The 17,655-nt window shown below is 66.8% G+C and carries 19 protein-coding genes; 8 read left to right on the forward strand and 11 right to left on the reverse strand.

Annotated elements, in window-relative coordinates; genetic code table 11:
- The first annotated feature begins 156 nt into the window (after positions 1–156).
- The 3 genes from AC0Z2B_RS23130 to ada all read left to right on the forward strand — a co-directional run bounded on the left by AC0Z2B_RS23130 (position 157) and on the right by ada (position 2,052).
- Complete coding sequence (locus tag AC0Z2B_RS23130) at positions 157–498, forward strand: FKBP-type peptidyl-prolyl cis-trans isomerase (protein WP_416423545.1); 342 nt, start codon at positions 157–159, stop codon at positions 496–498.
- Positions 499–593: 95 nt separating this feature from the next.
- Positions 594–1,142 (forward strand): cupin domain-containing protein, encoded by a 549-nt coding sequence (locus AC0Z2B_RS23135; protein WP_277961032.1) that lies wholly within the window; start codon positions 594–596, stop codon positions 1,140–1,142.
- 76 nt (positions 1,143–1,218) lie between these two features.
- Entirely contained in the window at positions 1,219–2,052 is an 834-nt protein-coding gene (gene ada, locus AC0Z2B_RS23140; protein ID WP_476299685.1) for a bifunctional DNA-binding transcriptional regulator/O6-methylguanine-DNA methyltransferase Ada, read from the forward strand.
- On the opposite strand, the gene AC0Z2B_RS23145 is transcribed toward ada, so the two are convergent.
- Positions 2,053–4,173 (reverse strand): hybrid sensor histidine kinase/response regulator, encoded by a 2,121-nt coding sequence (locus AC0Z2B_RS23145; RefSeq protein WP_476299687.1) that lies wholly within the window; start codon positions 4,171–4,173, stop codon positions 2,053–2,055.
- A gap of 200 nt (positions 4,174–4,373) precedes the next feature.
- Positions 4,374–5,012 carry a Dps family protein gene (locus AC0Z2B_RS23150; protein WP_416423541.1) on the reverse strand — a complete coding sequence of 213 codons (639 nt, stop codon included), beginning with the start codon at positions 5,010–5,012 and terminating at the stop codon, positions 4,374–4,376.
- A gap of 262 nt (positions 5,013–5,274) precedes the next feature.
- Here AC0Z2B_RS23150 and AC0Z2B_RS23155 point away from each other — a divergent pair, with 262 nt between their 5' ends.
- Positions 5,275–6,336, forward strand: coding sequence for an NAD(P)-dependent alcohol dehydrogenase (locus AC0Z2B_RS23155; RefSeq protein WP_476299689.1), 1,062 nt, complete (start codon positions 5,275–5,277; stop codon positions 6,334–6,336).
- A 77-nt stretch (positions 6,337–6,413) separates the two neighbouring features.
- Here the strand turns inward: AC0Z2B_RS23155 and AC0Z2B_RS23160 are convergent, their stop codons facing one another.
- The 7 genes from AC0Z2B_RS23160 to AC0Z2B_RS23190 all read right to left on the reverse strand — a co-directional run bounded on the left by AC0Z2B_RS23160 (position 6,414) and on the right by AC0Z2B_RS23190 (position 13,453).
- On the reverse strand, positions 6,414–6,989 hold the full coding sequence (locus AC0Z2B_RS23160; RefSeq protein ID WP_476299691.1) for a flavin reductase family protein: 576 nt from the start codon (positions 6,987–6,989) through the stop codon (positions 6,414–6,416).
- Between the two features lie 52 nt (positions 6,990–7,041).
- Complete coding sequence (locus AC0Z2B_RS23165) at positions 7,042–7,971, reverse strand: 2-hydroxyacid dehydrogenase (protein ID WP_475506675.1); 930 nt, start codon at positions 7,969–7,971, stop codon at positions 7,042–7,044.
- Positions 7,952–9,286: an MFS transporter gene (locus tag AC0Z2B_RS23170; RefSeq protein WP_476299693.1), complete on the reverse strand. Its 1,335-nt coding sequence runs from the start codon at positions 9,284–9,286 to the stop codon at positions 7,952–7,954. Before AC0Z2B_RS23170 ends, AC0Z2B_RS23165 begins: the two co-directional genes overlap by 20 nt.
- A 171-nt stretch (positions 9,287–9,457) precedes the next feature.
- A complete protein-coding gene (locus AC0Z2B_RS23175) occupies positions 9,458–10,828 on the reverse strand; it encodes a GntT/GntP/DsdX family permease (RefSeq protein ID WP_473006108.1) in 1,371 nt (456 codons plus the stop codon).
- A 197-nt stretch (positions 10,829–11,025) separates the two neighbouring features.
- Complete coding sequence (locus AC0Z2B_RS23180; protein ID WP_416423535.1) at positions 11,026–11,823, reverse strand: sulfite exporter TauE/SafE family protein; 798 nt, start codon at positions 11,821–11,823, stop codon at positions 11,026–11,028.
- An 11-nt stretch (positions 11,824–11,834) separates the two neighbouring features.
- Positions 11,835–13,088 carry an NAD(P)/FAD-dependent oxidoreductase gene (locus tag AC0Z2B_RS23185; protein WP_476299696.1) on the reverse strand — a complete coding sequence of 418 codons (1,254 nt, stop codon included), beginning with the start codon at positions 13,086–13,088 and terminating at the stop codon, positions 11,835–11,837.
- 11 nt (positions 13,089–13,099) lie between these two features.
- Positions 13,100–13,453 (reverse strand): metalloregulator ArsR/SmtB family transcription factor, encoded by a 354-nt coding sequence (locus tag AC0Z2B_RS23190; RefSeq protein WP_473006105.1) that lies wholly within the window; start codon positions 13,451–13,453, stop codon positions 13,100–13,102.
- A gap of 81 nt (positions 13,454–13,534) precedes the next feature.
- Here AC0Z2B_RS23190 and AC0Z2B_RS23195 point away from each other — a divergent pair, with 81 nt between their 5' ends.
- From AC0Z2B_RS23195 to AC0Z2B_RS23210, 4 genes are all read left to right on the forward strand, one after another.
- Complete coding sequence (locus AC0Z2B_RS23195) at positions 13,535–14,398, forward strand: MBL fold metallo-hydrolase (protein ID WP_476299698.1); 864 nt, start codon at positions 13,535–13,537, stop codon at positions 14,396–14,398.
- An 88-nt stretch (positions 14,399–14,486) separates the two neighbouring features.
- Entirely contained in the window at positions 14,487–15,593 is a 1,107-nt protein-coding gene (locus AC0Z2B_RS23200) for a Gfo/Idh/MocA family protein (protein WP_476299699.1), read from the forward strand.
- 17 nt (positions 15,594–15,610) lie between these two features.
- Positions 15,611–16,135, forward strand: coding sequence for a hypothetical protein (locus AC0Z2B_RS23205; protein ID WP_416423530.1), 525 nt, complete (start codon positions 15,611–15,613; stop codon positions 16,133–16,135).
- A gap of 78 nt (positions 16,136–16,213) precedes the next feature.
- Complete coding sequence (locus AC0Z2B_RS23210) at positions 16,214–16,615, forward strand: low affinity iron permease family protein (RefSeq protein WP_476299701.1); 402 nt, start codon at positions 16,214–16,216, stop codon at positions 16,613–16,615.
- Between the two features lie 161 nt (positions 16,616–16,776).
- On the opposite strand, the gene AC0Z2B_RS23215 is transcribed toward AC0Z2B_RS23210, so the two are convergent.
- Positions 16,777–17,253, reverse strand: a complete 477-nt coding sequence (locus tag AC0Z2B_RS23215; RefSeq protein ID WP_476299703.1) for a cupin domain-containing protein — start codon at positions 17,251–17,253, stop codon at positions 16,777–16,779.
- Positions 17,254–17,316: 63 nt separating this feature from the next.
- Positions 17,317–17,634 carry an EthD family reductase gene (locus tag AC0Z2B_RS23220; protein WP_416423527.1) on the reverse strand — a complete coding sequence of 106 codons (318 nt, stop codon included), beginning with the start codon at positions 17,632–17,634 and terminating at the stop codon, positions 17,317–17,319.
- Positions 17,635–17,655: the final 21 nt, after the last annotated feature.

A 17,655-nucleotide genomic window follows, 5' to 3' on the forward strand; every position in this document is an offset into this window, starting at 1 on the left:
AAATCCCGTAGCCGCTGCCGCAGGCTGCGCTGGCCCTGGTGGTCACCGAAGATCTCCAGCGAGGCACAGGGCCAGCGCCGCCGGCGGCACCGGGGCCGGTGGGATATGGGACGCAATTTGCGTAAACTAGGTGCCCCGATTTCACAGGCACCCTCGATGAGCAACGAACTACTGGTCGAAGACCTGCAACCTGGCACCGGCAAGGCCGTGGTCAAGGGCGCGCTGATCACCACCCATTACCGCGGCACGCTGGCGGACGGCACCGAGTTCGACTCGTCCTGGTCGCGCGGCAAGCCCTTCCAGTGCGTGATCGGCACCGGCCGCGTGATCAAGGGCTGGGACCAGGGCCTGATGGGCATGCAGGTAGGCGGCAAGCGCAAGCTGTTCGTGCCCGCGCACCTGGCCTACGGCGAGCGCAGCATGGGCGCGCATATCAAGCCGGGCAGCGACCTGTATTTCGAGATCGAGCTGCTGGAAGTGCTGACTCGCGACGATTGAGCCTGCAACCGCTAAAACGCCTTGACCTGCCAGCGGCGATGGTTATAAAGGTCAGGTCATTTTCGACATGAAGCCCTCTGAACAATAAGGCACCTATGGATACCGGAACACGACTGAAGTTGGTGCGCGAACGGTTTCAACTGTCCCAACGCGAACTGGCGCGCCGCAGCGGCGTGACCAACTCGACCATTTCCAACATCGAGCAGAACCGCGTCAGCCCCTCGGTCAGCTCGCTGAAGAAGCTGCTGCAAAGCATTCCCATGAGCCTGGCCGACTTCTTCACCTTCGACGAGCCGCCCAAGCAGGAGCGCTATGTGTTCCGCTCCGACGAACAGCCGGACCTGGGCCGCGAAGGCCTGCGCCTGCTGCTGGTGGGCGCCACCCTGCCCGGCCGTGACATGCGCATGCTGCGCGAGCTGTACGCCCCCGGCGCGCACTCGGGCGACGAGTTCATCGTGCACAACGAAGGCGAGGAATGTGGCGTGGTCACCCGCGGCACCATCGAGCTGACCATCGACGGCCAGACCAGCATCCTCAATGCCGGCGACGGCTACTACATCCCCACCACCCTGCCCCACCGGTTCCGCAACATCGGCCAGGACGAGGCGGAAGTGATCAGCGCCAACACGCCTGCAAACTTCTAAACGAGCAAGACTCGGAGTGTTTCGCCGGCCCCCGCAGGGCTAAGCTGGGGCCACGTTCAACTGCCAGGCCACGCCCATGAGACCCACCACCCACGATGCCCACGCCGCCCTGGTCACCCGTGCCTGCGCGGTGCTGGACGCCGCCGCCAGCCCGCCGTCGCTGGCGCAGCTGGCGGCCGAGGTGGGGCTGAGCCCCTACCACCTTCATCGGCTATTCAAGCGCTTCACCGGCCTGACGCCCAAGGCCTACGCCGACGCACGCCGCGCCCAGCGCGTGCGCGAGCAGCTCAAGCCCGGCGGCACGGTGACCGAGGCGGTGTACGAGGCCGGCTTCAATTCCAACAGCCGCTTCTACGAGTCCAGCAACCAGCGCCTGGGCATGAAACCGGTGCAGTTCCGCAACGGCGGCGCCCGCGCCACCCTGCGCTTCGCCCTGGGCCGCTGTTCGCTGGGCGATATTCTGGTGGCAGCCAGCGAGCGCGGCGTCTGCGCCATCCTGCTGGGCGACGACCCCGAGCAACTGCTGCAAGAGCTGCAGGACAGCTTTCGCAACGCCGAGTTGATTGGCGCCGATGCCGAGTTCGAGCAATGGGTGGCCCAGGTGGTGGGCTTCGTCGAGGCGCCCGGCATTGGCCTGGACCTGCCGCTGGACGTGCGTGGCACGGCGTTCCAGGAGCGGGTGTGGCAAGCGCTGCGGGCGATACCGGTGGGCAGCACCGCCAGTTACGCCGAGGTGGCACGGCAGATCGGCGCACCCACGGCCACCCGTGCGGTGGCCCAGGCCTGCGGCGCCAACCGCCTGGCCGTGGCCATTCCCTGCCACCGGGTGGTGCGTAGCGACGGCGCGCTGTCGGGCTACCGCTGGGGTGTGGAGCGCAAGCGCCAGCTCCTTGCGCGCGAGGCGCGCTGATCAGCCCTGTTCGGCCTGCAGCACGCGGCGCACCATCGCGGTCAGCGCGTCGGGGCCATAAGGCTTGCGCAGCAGGTGCTGGTGCGGCGCCAGCTCATAATTGCGCGAGATGATGTCGCGGGTGTGGCCCGAGGCGAACAGCACCGGCAACGGTGGCGTGCGTGCCTGGGCCCAGGTGGCCAGGTCGGCGCTCTTGACCTGGCCGGGCATGACCACGTCGGTGAAGATCAGGTCCACCCGCAGGCCGTCGAGCAGGAAGCGCATGGCCACGTCGCCGTTTTCCGCGGTGATCACCCGGTAGCCTGCCTGCTCCAGTAGCTCGGCGGCGGTGGCGCGCACCTGCTCGTCGTCCTCGACCACGAGGATGGTCTCCTCGCCATCGATCATGACCGCCGCCCCCGGCACTTCCTCGACGCTCTCGGCCGCGTGGCTGCGCGGGAAGTACATCTGCACCGTGGTGCACTGGCCTTCAACGCTGCAGATTTCCACGTGCCCGGCGCTCTGGCGGACAAAGCCGAACACCATGCTCAGGCCCAGCCCGGTGCCGTGGCCATCGGGCTTGGTGGTGAAGAACGGCTCGAAGGCCTGGGCCAGGGTGGCCGGCGCCATGCCCACGCCGTCATCACTGACCGACAGCCGCACGTAGTCGCCGGGGCTCAGCTCCTTGCCGGTGCAGAACTCATGGCCCAGCACCACGTTGTCGGCTCTGATCACCAGCTCGCCCTCGCCGCCCATGGCGTCGCGGGCGTTGAGGGCCAGGTTGAGCACGGCGTTTTCCAGCTGGTTGCGGTCGACGTGAATGCTCCACGGTTGCTCGGGCGTGTGCATGCGCACCTGGACGGTTTCACCCATGGCGCGCAGCAGCAATTCGCCCAGGCCGTCGTACAGCCGGCGCAGGTTATAGACGCCTGGGGACAGCGGCTGGCGACGGGCGAAGGCCAGCAGCTGCGCCGACAGCTTGGCACCGCGCTCCACTGCGGCCAGGGCGGCGGCCACCCGGCGCTGGATCGGCGCGTTGTCCTGCTGCTGGCGGCCGAGCAGGTGCAGGTTGCCGGCGATCACCTGCAGCACGTTGTTGAAGTCATGGGCCACCCCACCGGTGAGGCCGCCCAAGGCTTCGAGCTTTTGGGACTGGCGCAGCTTTTCCTCGGCCTCGGAGCGGGCGCGCACCTCCTGCTCCACCCGCTGTTCGAGGTTGCGCGTAAGCTGCAGCAGGGAGTCTTCGGCGATCTTGCGCTCGTGAATGTCGATCAGCACCCCCGGGAACCGCGAAGGCGCCCCCTGGGCGTCGTAGTCACAGCGGCCGCTGGCCTGCACCCAGCGATAACTGCCATCGGCACGCCGCAAGCGGTATTCGGCGTTGTAGCCCGAGTGCTGCTGGATAGCGGCGTCGATGGCCGCCTGCACGCGTTGGCGGTCATCGTCGTGGATGGCCGCCAGCGCCTGCTCGGCGGGCAAGTGCTCCAGCGGCGTGCCCGGTGGGTAGAGGAAGGTACGCGCAAAACGCTCGTCACCCGAGAGCTGTCCGCCCTTGATGTCCCACACGAACGAACCCAGCACCGCGCCGGTGTTGAGGGCCATCTGCAGGCGTTCGCTGGTGGCCCGGTGCGCGCGCTCGGCGGCTTCACGGGCGCGCTCGGAGAGCACGTGGGCGGTGGTTTCCACGACGATGGCCATGACCCCGGCGGGGCTGCCGTCGTCGCCCGGCACCGGGCTGTAGTAGAGGTCCATCCATACATCTTCGGGCACGCCGTTGCGCAGCAGCACCAGCTCCTTGCTGTGGTAGCTCAGGGTGCCACCGGCCAGACAGGTGTCGACCACGTTGCGGTTGAAATCGGCGACCTCCGGCCAGCCCATTTCCACGGGCGAGCCCAGCAGGTACGGGTGGCGGCCACCGGCGAACAGCGAATAGGCGTCGTTGTAGATCATGTAGCCGGGGCGGCCCCAGAGCATCACCAGCGGCACTGGCGACGCCAGCAGAAACTGCGTGGCCATGCGCAGGGCGGGCGACCAGAGGTCGAATGGGCCGAGTTCGGTCAGCGACCAGTCGAAGCCGCGAATACGCGCAGCCATTTCACCACGCCAGCCTTCGCAGCCGTGGTCTTTGGAAAGGAATTGCATCGCGGGGCTCGGACTCCGTGGGCGGGGTTGCGCCCTACGAGTCTAACGCTGGGGAGAGGGAAAGCACATAGGCGGCGCGACGCTCCCGTAGCCGCTGCCGAAGGCTGCGCTGGCCCGCGTGCACCCTGGAGATCTTCGGTGCATGGGAAGGCCAGCGCAGCCTGGCGGCAGCGGCTACGGGTTGCGTGGCGTGGCTGGCATCAGTGGCCGGTGACGTCGCCGTTGCGGCTGGTCTCGAACAGGAACCAGGTGCGCTGTTCGGTTTCGTCGATCCAATTCTCGATCAGGCTGGCGGTGGCGATGTCGTTGTACTTGTCGCACAGTTCGTGGACTTCGCGCATGTAGGCGGCCAGGCCCTTGTTGTCACCCTGCAGCTCGGCCAGCATGTCCAGCGGCTGGACGAATTCGGCGTCGTTGTCGAGCACCGATTTCAGGCGCGCGATGTGGCCGATGGAGCGCAGCGAGTTGCCACCGATTTTACGGGTGCGCTCGGCGATGGCGTCGACCATGGCGAAAATCTCGGTGGCATGGTCGTCCAGCAGCAGGTGGTAGTCGCGGAAGTGCGGGCCGCTGACGTGCCAGTGGAAGTTCTTGGTCTTCAGGTACAGCGCGAACACGTCGGCCAGCAGGCGGTTCAGCGCGCCGCTGAGGTCACGGGTGGCGTCGCTGCCCAGGTCGGTGGGAGTGGCCAGCGCGCGGGCGCGGGTCTTCAGGGCGGCAGGCTTGTCGAGTGCAGCCTTGGCAGCGGCAGGCGCTTTTGCCGAGGCAGGCTTGGCGGCGGGCTTTTTCGCCACTGCAGGTTTCTTCGCGGCGGCGGGCTTCTTGGTCGGGGTAGCCATTGCGGTAGTTCTCCTTCGGTCTTGGAGCGGAAGATTCATGCAGCGGCCGAATGTCTCGACGACGCGCTGATCCCCCAGCCTAACAGGTCGCTTTCCAGCAACTCAATCTGATCATTACCTTGGGCTTTGGTTTCGTCATTTCAAGAGGTGTTCGCGGCAGATCGCCTCGACCTGCCAATCTTCATTCATCGGTGAAACGTTTCATGGCACTTAAGCGGGACTATGCTGTTCCAAGCTTTTTTCCCCCACCAAGGTGAGTGTCATGATCAAGACATACAGCTACGCCGCCCAGAGCGCCAGCGACGCCCTCAAGCCCTACCGGTTCGAACGCCGCTCCCCCGGCGCCGACGATGTGCAGATCGACATTCTCTACTGTGGCGTGTGCCACTCCGACCTGCACACGGTGCGCAACGAGTGGCACAACACCCTGTACCCGTCGGTGCCGGGCCACGAGATCGTCGGCAAGGTCACGGCGGTGGGCGCCAACGTGAAGCACTTCAAGGTCGGCGACCTGGCCGGCGTCGGCTGCATGGTCGACAGCTGCCAGCACTGCGGGTCCTGCGCCGAAGGCGAGGAGCAGTACTGCGAGAACGGCTTCACCGGCACCTACAACGGCCCGGTGTTCGGCGGCGAGAACACCTTCGGCGGCTACTCCGACACCATCGTGGTGAAGGAGAAATTCGTCTTGCGCATCCCCCACAAGGACAACCTGGCGGCCGTGGCGCCGCTGCTGTGCGCGGGCATCACCACCTACTCGCCGCTGAGCCACTGGAAGGTCGGCCCGGGCAAGAAGGTGGGCGTGGTGGGCCTGGGCGGCCTGGGCCACATGGCGGTGAAAATCGCCCACGCCATGGGTGCCCACGTGGTGCTGTTCACCACCTCGCCCAGCAAGCGCGAGGACGGCCTGCGCCTGGGCGCCGACGAGGTCATCGTGTCGAAGAACGAAGCCGAGATGGCCACCCAGGCCAACCAGCTGGACTTCATCCTCAACACCGTGGCCGCGCCGCACAACCTCGACCCGTTCCTGGCGTTGCTCAAGCGCGACGGCACCATGACCCTGGTGGGCGCGCCGGACTCGCCGCACCCCTCGCCTACCGTGTTCAACCTGATCTTCAAGCGCCGCAGCCTGGCCGGTTCGTTGATTGGTGGCATCCAGGAAACCCAGGAGATGCTCGACTTCTGCGCCAAGCACAACATCGTCTCGGACATCGAGATGATCGCCATGAAGGACATCAACCAGGCCTACGAGCGCATGCTCAAGGGCGACGTGAAATACCGCTTCGTGATCGACATGGCCACCCTGAAACAGGAAAACGCCGCCTGACCCCGTAGCAGCGGCCCCAGGCCACGTCCCGGGAATACGCGGTGTTTTCGGACGCGGCCTGTGGCCGCTGCTACGGTTTAGAGCATGTTGCCTTTTACTGGGGCGCCGATGGCCATGAAATGACCGCCCGCCACGTGGTGCAGCGTGCGCAATTGATCATGCCCTTCGAAATGCCAATGCCCTTCGCTGAACACCCGCGCGTCCGCCTGGGCGCTGATGACTTCGCCCAGGAACAGGTCGTAGGCGCCCTGGTTGTGCGGTTCGGGCAGCAGGCGGCACTCCAGCCAGGCCACGCAGCCTTCCAGCAACGGCGCGTCCAGCTGTTCGCCGGCGAAGGTCTGCAGGCCGTAGGTGGCAAACTTGTCCAGGGTCTGCCCGGCGGTGTTGCCTACGGTCTGGACGATGTCGGCCTGGGCCACGCAGGGCACCTGCAGCACGAAGGTGCCGCTGGCCTCCAGCAATTGCCGGGTCCAGGTGGACTTGTCCAGCACCACCGCCACTTTTGGCGGCTCGAAGTCCAGGGGCATGGCCCAGGCGGCGGCCATGATGTTGCGCTGGCCCTGGTGGGCGGCGCTGACCAGTACGGTGGGGCCGTGGTTGAGCAGGCGGTAGGCCTTGTCCAGCGGCACGGGCAGGCGGTGGTGGGCGGTCATGGCATGGGCTCCGGCAAAAGCACGCAGTGTACCAAGTTGCCGCCCGCAGGCGTCAGGCCGGGATTGGCGTGGGTAGCGGCCGGCCGGCGAAATGCGCCGCCAGGTTGGCCAGGGTGAGGTCGGCCATGGCCTGGCGCGTGGCCCAGGTGGCGCTGGCCATGTGCGGGGTCAGCAGCACGTTGTCCAGGCCCAGCAACCCTGGGTGCGGGCGCGGTTCATCCTCGAACACGTCCAGCGCCGCGCCCGCCAGTTGTTGGGTAGCCAGGGCCTGGAACAGCGCCGCCTCGTCCACCACGCTGCCGCGGCCGACGTTGATCAGGTAACCCTCGGGCCCCAGCGCCTGCAACACCTGGGCGTCGACCAGGTGGAAGGTCTGGGCGCCACCGCCCACCGCCACCACCAGGAAGTCCACCGCCGCGGCCAGGCTCTGCGCATCGGGATAGAAGCGGTAATCCACCGGCTGGCGATTACGCCCGCAGTAGGCGATGTGCATGCCAAAGCCCTCGGCACGACGGGCAATGGCCTGGCCAATGCGGCCCAGGCCGATGATGCCCAGGCGCGCGCCGCTGACCTTGCGGGTCCAGGCGATGGGGCCGTCGGCCCAGCGGCCCTGGCGCACGAAACGGTCGGCCGGGCCGGTGCCACGGGCGATGCCCAGCAGCAGCGCCATGGCGAAGTCGGCGACGTCGTCGGTGAGCACGTCGGGCGTGTGGGTCACGGCGATACCGCGCTCGCGTGCCGCCGCCACGTCGACGCCGTCGTAGCCCACGCCAAACACCACGATGACCTCCAGCGCCGGCAGGCGCTCAATGAGCGCGCGGCTGACCCGCGACTCGCCGTTGGCCACCAGCGCGCGAATGTGCGCGGCGCCCTGCCCCAACTGGCTGCCCTGCTCGTCGCCCTCTAGCACGGCGAAATCGGCCAGCAGGCGTTCGGTGAGCTTTTCCGGCAGGCGGGCGATCTTAAGCACGTTTGCGTTCATTGACGGTTCCTTGCAGGTGAGCCTGGCCACGGGCGCGCTCGGCGCCCAGGTAAAGCCCCAGCACGCCGCCGGCCAGCAAGGCGCAGGCGACCAGCAACAGGGCGTAGTCATAGGTGTGGGTGACGTCCTTGATCCAGCCCATCACCGGCGGCAGGCCCAGGCCGGCCAGGTTGGCGATGGAGTTGATCAGGGCGATGGACACGGCCGCGGCCGGGCCCGACAGGTATTCGGTGGTGGTGGCCCAGAACACCGGCGTAGCCGCCCAGTTCAGCGCCACGGCCACCACCAGCAGGCAGTAGGCCAGGCCATGGTTGCCGCAGAACACCGCCACGCCCAGCACAATGCCAGCCGCCAGCAGCGGGCCGCCCAGGTGCAGGGCGCGCTCGCCGTGCCGGTCGGAATGCCGGCCGTTGGCGTACATGAACACGCAGGCCAGCAGGAACGGCAGCGCCGACATCAGGCTGACCACGAACGAGCCCTGCCCCGACACCGACTGCACGATCAGCGGCAGGAACAGGGTGATGCCGATGGTGCCGAACGCCTGCAGCAGCCAGAACAGGCTCAGCAGCCACACCACCGGGCTGCGGAACGCCTTGTGCCAGGCGTCGTTATGGGAGATCAGCGTGGTGCTCTGCTCGGCGGCGATGGTGCTGGCCAGCCAGGTCTTCTGCCGTGCGTCCAGCCAGTGGGTGGTCTGCGGCGAGTCCGGCAGGTAGCGCAGCACCACCACGCCCAGCACCGCGGCGGGAATACCTTCGAGCAGGAACAGCCAGCGCCAGCCGCTCACCGAGGCCATGCCGTCCAGGTGCAGGAACGCGCCGGACAGCGGCAGGCCGATCACCGAGGCCAACGCCGCGCCAATGTAGAAGAACGACATGGCCTTGGCGCGGTCGCTGCGCGGGTACCACTGCGACAGGTAATAGATGATGCCCGGCGTGAAGCCAGCCTCGGCGGCGCCCAGCAACAGGCGCATCACGTACAGCTGATTGGCGGTCTGCACCAGGCTCATGCCGGCGGCGACGATGCCCCAGGTGATCATGATGCGGGCGATCCAGCGCCGCGCGCCGACCTTGGTGAGGATCAGGCTGCTGGGCACTTCCAGCAGGATGTAGGTGAGAAAGAACAGCCCCACGCCCAGCCCATACATCGCCGCCGACAGGCCCAGGTCGGCGTTCATCTGCAGCGCCGCCACCGAGATGTTCGACTTGTCGATGTACGCCACCATGTACAGCAGCATCAGGAAGGGGATCAGCTTGAGATTGAGCTTGGCCAGGGTGCTGGCGTGCAAGCCGTCGTTCAGCGTGGGCTGGGTCATAACGGGTCTCTCTATTGTTGTCGTTATGGAGGTGCAATGAGCGAGACCATAAACCAGCACAGAGCCAGATTCAATATATGAATTATCATCCCCATATATGGGATAAAAACTGAAACGTTACAGTCCCGCAGACAGCCACGTAGCAGCTGCCGCAGGCTGCGTCCTACATTCTCAAGCCAGGAAATGCCACAACAGCAACGTCCCCACCAACCCCACCACCGAGACAATGGTCTGCAACACCGACCACACCCAGATGGTCTGCTTCAGCTGCAGCCCGAAGTACTCGCGCACCATCCAGAAGCCCGCATCGTTCACATGGCAGAAGAACACCGAGCCAGCCCCGATGGCCAGGGCCACCAGCGAACTCTGGGTCGCGGCCAGCCCGGCCATCATCGGCGCCAGGATACCCGCGGTGGTGGTGGTGGCGACGGTGGCGGAGCCGGTGGCCTGGCGCAGGGCCACGGCGATCAGCCACGCCAGCAGCAGGTAAGGCAGGTGCGCGCCCTCGGCGGCCTTGCTGATGGTCTGGCTGACGCCGGCGTCCAGCAGAGTCTGCTTGAGGCCGCCGCCGGCACCGATGGTCAACAGCAGCACGGCGATCGGCGCCAGCGCCTTGCGCAGGGTGTTGCCGACCTGCTCGCGCGGCAGGCCGTTGGCCCAGCCCAGGCACACCACGGCGGCCAGCACGGCGATGCCCAGGGCGATCAGCGGCTCGCCAAGGAACTTCAGGGTCAGCGCCAGGGTGGTCTCGGGGGCCAGGGCCACCTTGGCCAGGGTGCTGCCGAGCATCAGCAACACCGGCAGCAGGATGATCAACAGCGAAATGCCGAAGCCGGGCTGGCGCTGGGCCTGGGGCTTGGCGCTGAACAGCGCGCCCAGCTCGGCCGGCTCCTGCACGTCCATGCGCCGCGACAGCCAGTTGCCGTACAGCGGGCCGGCGAGGATCACCGCCGGCAAGGCGATGCTGAAGCCCAGCAGCATGGTCAGGCCCAGGTCAGCGTGCAACGCGCTGACCGCGATCAGCGGCCCCGGGTGCGGGGGCATCAGCGCATGCAGGGTGGTCATGCCGGCCAGCGCCGGGATGGCGATTTTCAGCAGCGGCTGGTTGGACTGGCGAGCCATGACGAAGATGATCGGCACCATCATCACCAGGCCCACTTCGAAGAACAGCGGCAGGCCGATCACCAGCGCCACCAGGGCCATCACCCACGGCAGGCTGCGGCCCTTGCCCAGCCCCAGCAGGGTGCTGGCGATGCGGTCGGCGGCGCCGGACTCGGCCATCAACGCGCCAAGCATCGAGCCCAGCGCAATGATGATGCCCGCCTCGCCCAGAATGCCGCCAGCGCCCTTGCTGAACGCCTTCGCCACCTCCTCCGGCCCCAGCCCGGCACCGACGCCGGCAATGAAGGTGCCGACCAGAATGGACAGGAAAGGCGGTAACTTGGTGGCGCTGATCAACACGATGATGGTGGCGATGGCCACCGCGCAGCAGACGATGAGGCGGGTGTCGTGGGCAAGCCAGGCGAGGTTGTTCGGGTCCACCGGGTACTCCTTATTGTTGGCAGATACAACTGCAACATTTGGTTGCAATTTGCCAACAGAATACCCCATTGCACCGTAGCAGCGGCCACCAGGCCGCGTCCTGTCACACCGTAGCCGCTGCCGAAGGCTGCGCTGGCCCTGTGCCCCACTGGAGATCTCCAGGGTTCACCCCGGCCAGCGCAGCCTGGCGGCAGCGGCTACAAGGTTGAGCCCAGGTAGATGGCGACGGCCACGCACAAGCCCGCGAACCCTACCTGCAACACCCGCGCGGGGATGCGCGGCGACAGCAGCCGCCCTGCCACCATGCCCGCCACGCTGGCAGCAATGAACACCCCGCCCTGCAGCGGGATGCGCACCCCGGCGTGCAGCGCACCGACCACCGCCATGCCCGACACCAGGGCAATCACCATCAGCGAGGTGGCGATGATGCCGTGCACGCGGATGTCGGTCAGCTGCCGGAACGCCGGCACCAGCAGGAAGCCGCCGCCCACGCCGAGCAGCCCGGTGAGGAAGCCGCAGCAGGAGCCCACCAGCGACAGGGTGATGCTGCAGCGCAGGGTCCATTTCAGGCGCCCGGTCTGGTCGTTGAGCATGCAGTTTTTCTGCTCCCAGCCGTGGTCGATGCCCGACCCCGCGCACTTGGCCTCGCGCGCCTGGCTGAACATGCGCCAGGCGACGATCAGCAGCACGCCGCAGAACAGGCCCACCAGCAGGTGATCCGGCAAGCGGTGCGCGACCAGCAGCCCCAACGGCGTAAACAGCGTGCCCAGCGCCGCCATCAACAACGCCGCACGCCAGCGCACGATGCCCTTGCGCAGGCCGTCGATGGCGCCCACCGCTGCTGCAGCGCCCACGGCCAGCAGCGCCACCGGCGCTGCCTGGGTCATGGGCCAGCCCAAGCCAAGCACCAACGCCGGCACCGCGAGAATGCCACCGCCGGCGCCAGTGAGGCCCAGCACGATGCCGATCAAGCCACCCAATACCAGTGCGAGCATGCCCCGCCCTCCTATTCAGCAGCGCTGCAGCGGGTCAGCCATTCGCGGCCCTTGAGCATGCCGTTCCAGTAGAACCACGGCAGGAAGCTGGCCTTCAACCACCAGGCCGAGCGCCGCGCCACGGTGGAGTCCCAGGGGAAGCTGGGCAGCAGCTTGCCGCCGTAGCCGAACTCGGCCAGCACCACCCGGCCCTTCTCCACCGTCAACGGGCAGGAGCCGTAGCCGTCATAGCGCAGCGGCAAGGCGCGGCCGGCACGCAGGGCCAACAGGTTCTCGGCCACCACCACGATCTGCTTGCGCGCCGCGGCGGCGGTCTTGGCGTTGCTGGTGGAACACACGTCGCCCAGGCCGAACACGTTGGCGTAACGCACGTGCTGCAGGGTGCCGGGGTCTACCTCGCACCAGCCGCCCGCGTTGGCCAGGCGGCTTTCACGCACGCAATCGGGCGCCACCTGCGGCGGCACCACGTGCAGCAGGTCAAAAGGCTTGGCCTGGCGAACCAGGGTGCCGTTGGCGTCCTGGCTTTCGAACCAGGCCGTGCGGGACGGGCCATCGACCTTGACCAATTGCGAACCGAACGCCAGCTGCGCCCGGTACTTCTCGATGTACTTCATCAGCGCCGGCACATACGTGGCGACGCCGAACAGTGCCGGGCCGGCGAGGTTGAACTCCACGTCGATGTGCTTGAGCACGCCGCTGCGCCGCCAATGGTCGCACGACAGGTACAGGGCCTTCTGCGGCGCCCCGGCGCACTTGATCGGCATGCCAGGCTGGGTGAACAACGCCTTGCCCTGGCGCAACTGCTGCACCAGTTGCCAGGTGTAGGGCGCCAGGTCGTAACGGTAGTTGGACGTCACCCCGTGCTGGCCCAACGTCTGCTCCAGGCCCTCGATCTGCTCCCAGGCCAGGCGCAGGCCGGGGCACACGACCAGCTGCCGGTAGCCCACGTGACGGCCGTCGGCCAGGGTCACCCGCTGGCCATCGGCATCGATGCCCTGCACCGCCGCCTGCAGCCACTGCACGCCCTTGGGCATCACCTGGGCCATGGGCCGGGCGGTGTTGCCGACGTCGTAGGCGCCGCCGCCCACCAGGGTCCACGCCGGCTGGTAGTAGTGGGTGTCGCTGGGTTCGATGAGGGTAATGGCCAGGCCCGGCTGGCGCTTGAGCAGGCTGGCGGCAAGGCCGATGCCGGCAGCACCGCCGCCGATGATCAGGATGTCCGCGTTGCTGGCGGTCGCACCCTGTTGCTGCGCATTATCGTGCATGGGGTCCACACTTATTGAGGAAGAAGGGACGAACCGAGGCTGGCCAGCACCGTGCCGCAATACAGGCCCGACAGGGTCTTCATGACCTGGATGACTTCATGGCTGGCAAGCCCGTAGTAGATGTACTTGCCCTCGCGGCGGGTGGCCACCAGGCCTTCGTCGCGCAACACGCCCAGCTGCTGGGACAACGTCGGCTGGCGCACGCCGGTGCCGGCTTCCAGCTCGCCGACGTTGCGCTCGCCCTGGGTGAGTTGGCACAGAATCAGCAAGCGGTCTTCGTTGGCCAGCGCTTTCAACAGCGCACAGGCCTTGGAGGCACTGGCGCGCAGGCGCACGACGTCGTCGGTGGTCAGGCAGGTTTCCATGGCGGGGTCGCTCTCGATCACTTTCTGTGATTACATTATGTTTAAATATAGATTATTGAACAATAGAGTGTGGAGCAATTCATGACCCCACGTATCCAGCCCTTCTTCGACAGCGGCTCGTCGACCTTCAGCTATGTGGTGTATGAAGCGCCGGGCAGCGCCTGCGCGGTCATCGACTCGGTGCTGGACTACGACCACAAGGCCGGCCGCACCGGCACCGAACAGGCCGACGCCATCATCGCCTTCGTCCGCGCCCAGGCCCTGCAGGTGCAGTGGCTGCTGGAGACCCACGCCCACGCCGACCACCTGTCTGCCGCGCCCTACCTGCGCGCGCAACTGGGCGGGCGCATCGCCATCGGCGAGGGCATTCGCCAGGTGCAGAAGGTGTTCAAGACAGTGTTCAACCTGGAACCCGGCTTCCGCCTCGACGGCTCGCAGTTCGACCAGTTGCTCACGCCCGACCAGGCCTTCAGCATCGGCAACCTGCCAGTGCGCGCCCTGCACGTGCCCGGCCACACCCCGGCGGACATGGCGTTCCTGATCGGTGAGCACGACCTGTTCGTCGGCGACACCCTGTTCATGCCCGACGTCGGCACCGCCCGTTGCGATTTCCCCGGTGGTGACGCCGAAGAGCTGTACCAGTCCATCCAGACGCTGCTGGCCTTCCCCGCCGACACCCGCCTGCACCTGTGCCACGACTACCCGCCCGAGGGCCGCGAGGCGCAATCGCAGACCACCGTCGCCGCCCAGCGCCAGGGCAACATTCACGTGCGCGACGGCATCGACCAGGCGCAGTTCGTGGCCATGCGCACCGCCCGCGACGCCACACTGCCCATGCCGGTGCTGCTGATGCCGGCGGTGCAGGTGAACATCCGCGCCGGGCAATTGCCGCCCGCCGAGGACAACGGCGTGCGCTACATCAAGATCCCGCTTGACCGGCTGTAACGCAATCGGGCGGAACTTGTAGGGCCCAGGCTTGCCCATTCCTGCATGGCGCCGGTATTTCACCGGCCGGTCTTGCAGGAGTCATGACATGCCTGATGCACACGGCAAGGTTCGCTACGCAGTCGTCGCCGGCGGCTGGATTTCCCAGGGGGCGTTCATGCCCGGCGTCGGCCAGACCGACAACTCGGTGATGACCGCGCTGGTCACCGGCGACCCCATCAAGGCCCGCGACCTGGCGGCCGAGTACCAGCTCAAGAGCTACCACTACGACGAGTTCGCCACGCTGCTGGAAAGCGGCGAAATCGACGCGGTGTACATCGCCACGCCCAACTTCCGCCACCGCGAATTCGCCGTGCCGGCCCTGGAAGCCGGCATCCACGTGCTGCTGGAAAAACCCATGGCCACCAGCGAGGCCGACTGCCTGGCGATCAACGCCGCGGCCGAGCGCAGCAACGCGCTGCTGATGGTCGCCTACCGGCTGCACTGCGAGCCGGCCACGGTGGAGATGATCGGCAAGGTGCGCGCCGGCGCCATCGGCGAGCCGCGGCTGTTCACCTCGACCTTCACCCAGCACACCAAGGAATCCAACCACCGCGCCCACAGCGGCTACTGGGCCGGCCCCGTGGCCGACATGGGCCCCTACCCGCTCAACGCGGTGCGCAACCTGTTTGGCGAGGAACCGCTGGAAGTCTCCGCAGTGGGCATCCACACCCCCGGCCGGCATTTCGACAGCCATGACACCGTCACCGTCACCCTGCGCTTCAGCCAGGAGCGCCTGGCGCAGTTCATCGTCAGCTACAGCCTGCCCGGCAGCCAGCGCTTCCAGTTGCTGGGCAGCGAAGGCGAGATCGAGGCCTCGCCGTGCTTCGGCTTCGGCGAAGGCGTGGCCATCGGCTACCGCCTGATCAAGGACGGCGAACCTCACGAACATGAGCACCCGGTGGTGGACCAGTTCGGCGGCGAGACCCAGTACTTCTCCGACTGCATTCTCAAGGGTGAGCAACCCGAGCCCGACGGCGACGAAGCCTGGCGCGACGTGCGCGTGCTGGCGGCCATCGAAAAAGCCCTGGCCAGCGGTACGCCGCAACGCCTGGAGCCACTGGCGCCGCGCCGCGGCATCCAACCCGGGCAGGCCCGGCAGCTGCCGTTGGCCAAGGTGCCGCCGTACATCAACACCGCCGAACCGAACGACTGAGCCAGGGGGCCGAACGCTTGAGCCGAATCATCACGTCACGCTTGCCGCACGACACCGACGAAGCCCGCGAAGCACAAATGTTCGGCAGCCCCAAAGACCGCCTGGACTTCTACCGCCGCGAGATCCAGTACGAAACGGCGATCCTCTCCAACCGCACCAACGCCTACCTCTCGGCGCAGGCGTTCCTGGTGATCGCCTACGCCTCGTCCATGGCCAACCTCAACCCTGAATGGGGCAAGCTGTTCACCCTGGTGGTGCCGCCGGTGCTGGCGCTGCTGGGGGTGTTGTGCTCGCTCAACGCCTGGCCGGGCATTCGCGCGGCCTACGACATCATCGACCACTGGCACTTCAAGCAAAGCGGCCTGCTGCGCGACACCCCGGCCATGGGCCTGGCCTATGACGACGAGCCGCTGTTCAGCGAAATGGAGTCCAGCCACAAGGGTTACCGCAAGTCGCTGATGTTCTCGATGCGCGCGCCGTGGCTGTTTGCGGTGTTCTGGATAGGCCTGGGGGCGTTCGCCCTGGCGATCCAGCTGGGCTAGATGAAATCGCATCTGTAACAAAGAATTTCGACGCAGCGCCGGGGTCTATCCCTTAACCCCCTTCAGGACCCCACTGCCATGAAATTCGCATTGTTTTCCAACGCCTTGTCCAAGGCCTGCGGCAGCCCGCGGACGTTTATCATCGCGGTGTTGCTGATTGTGGTCTGGGCCGTGACCGGGCCGTTCTTTCATTACAACGACACCTGGCAGCTGATCATCAACACCTCGACCACCATCATCACCTTCCTGATGGTGTTCGTGATCCAGAACACCCAGAACCGCGACAACGACATCCTGCACATCAAGATCGACGAACTGCTGCGCGCCACCAAGGACGCACAAAACGCAGCGCTGGACCTGGACGACCTGGACGCCAAGGAGCTGACCACCATTCGCAAGCAGTACCGGTCGATGGGCACCAACGAGACCATCGAGGTGACGGAATCCAAGACCACCCTCAAGGACGACCCGGCAGCCTGACGCGGCGCCTGGGACGCGGCATTTGAAGCCCCTGTAGCAGCGGCCACAGGCCGCGTCCGGAAACGCCGCGGTGTGCCTGCCCTTACGCGGTGCCTGGGACGCGGCCTTCGGCCGCTGCTACGGATGCCCTGGGCCGCTTCCGGAAACGCCATGGTGTGGGTTCAAGCCCAGATCGCCCCACCCACCACCGGGTCCTGCGCCGGCAGCGCCAGCTTGGCGATGCGCGTGCGCGAGGCGTGGTGGGTGGCGGCCTTGGGGCGCTGGATGTCGTAGTCTTCCTGGCCTTGGGGGTAGGCGCCCACCACCAGGAAATCGTCGCTGTGGGACAGCGCGCAATGGCCGGTGCCCGCCGGCAGCACCAGCACGTCACCCTGCACCAGGCTGATGATCTGCCCCTGCTCGCCGCCCAGCATCACCCGCGCACTGCCGCCGGCCACGCCTAGCACTTCGTGGGCGTTGGAGTGGTAATGGTGGTAGTCGAAAATCCCGTCACGCCACAGCGGCACCCACTGGTGCCGCGCGAACAGCTGCTCGAACGCCGCCGCGTCGCCGGCCACCTGGCGGTACACCAGGGCCGGCAACGGGTTGTTGGGCACGCGCCCGTCATCGCGAAAAAACAGCTGTTCTGCTGGGGTCATGGGGGGAGGCTCCCGGTGGCTGTGCATGTGCGTTGGAAACCCTGAAGCCCGGGATTGTTCCCCTCAGACCTCCACCAGCACTTCGCTGATCTGCACCACCGGCACCAGGTCGGTGTAGTTGGGGATGTCGCCATTGAGCACGGCGGCGTGGGGCACGAAGGCCTGCTGGAAGGTCTCCAGCGACTCGCAGTAGAAATGGCACAGGCCCAGGTACGGCGGCGTGGAACCCGGCAGGCCGCCGGCAAGGCCCTTCTCCACCGAATACTTCAGGCAGGCCGCGCCCATCAGTTCCTTGAGCAGCGGCATGTGCTTGTCGCGGTAGTAGTCGAAGTCGAACCGCGCGTCCGGCTGGTAGGGGTACATCACGCTGACTTTGATCATCACGGTCTCCTGGGGGAATGA

This window comes from Pseudomonas sp. GYB4201 (assembly GCF_056312595.1).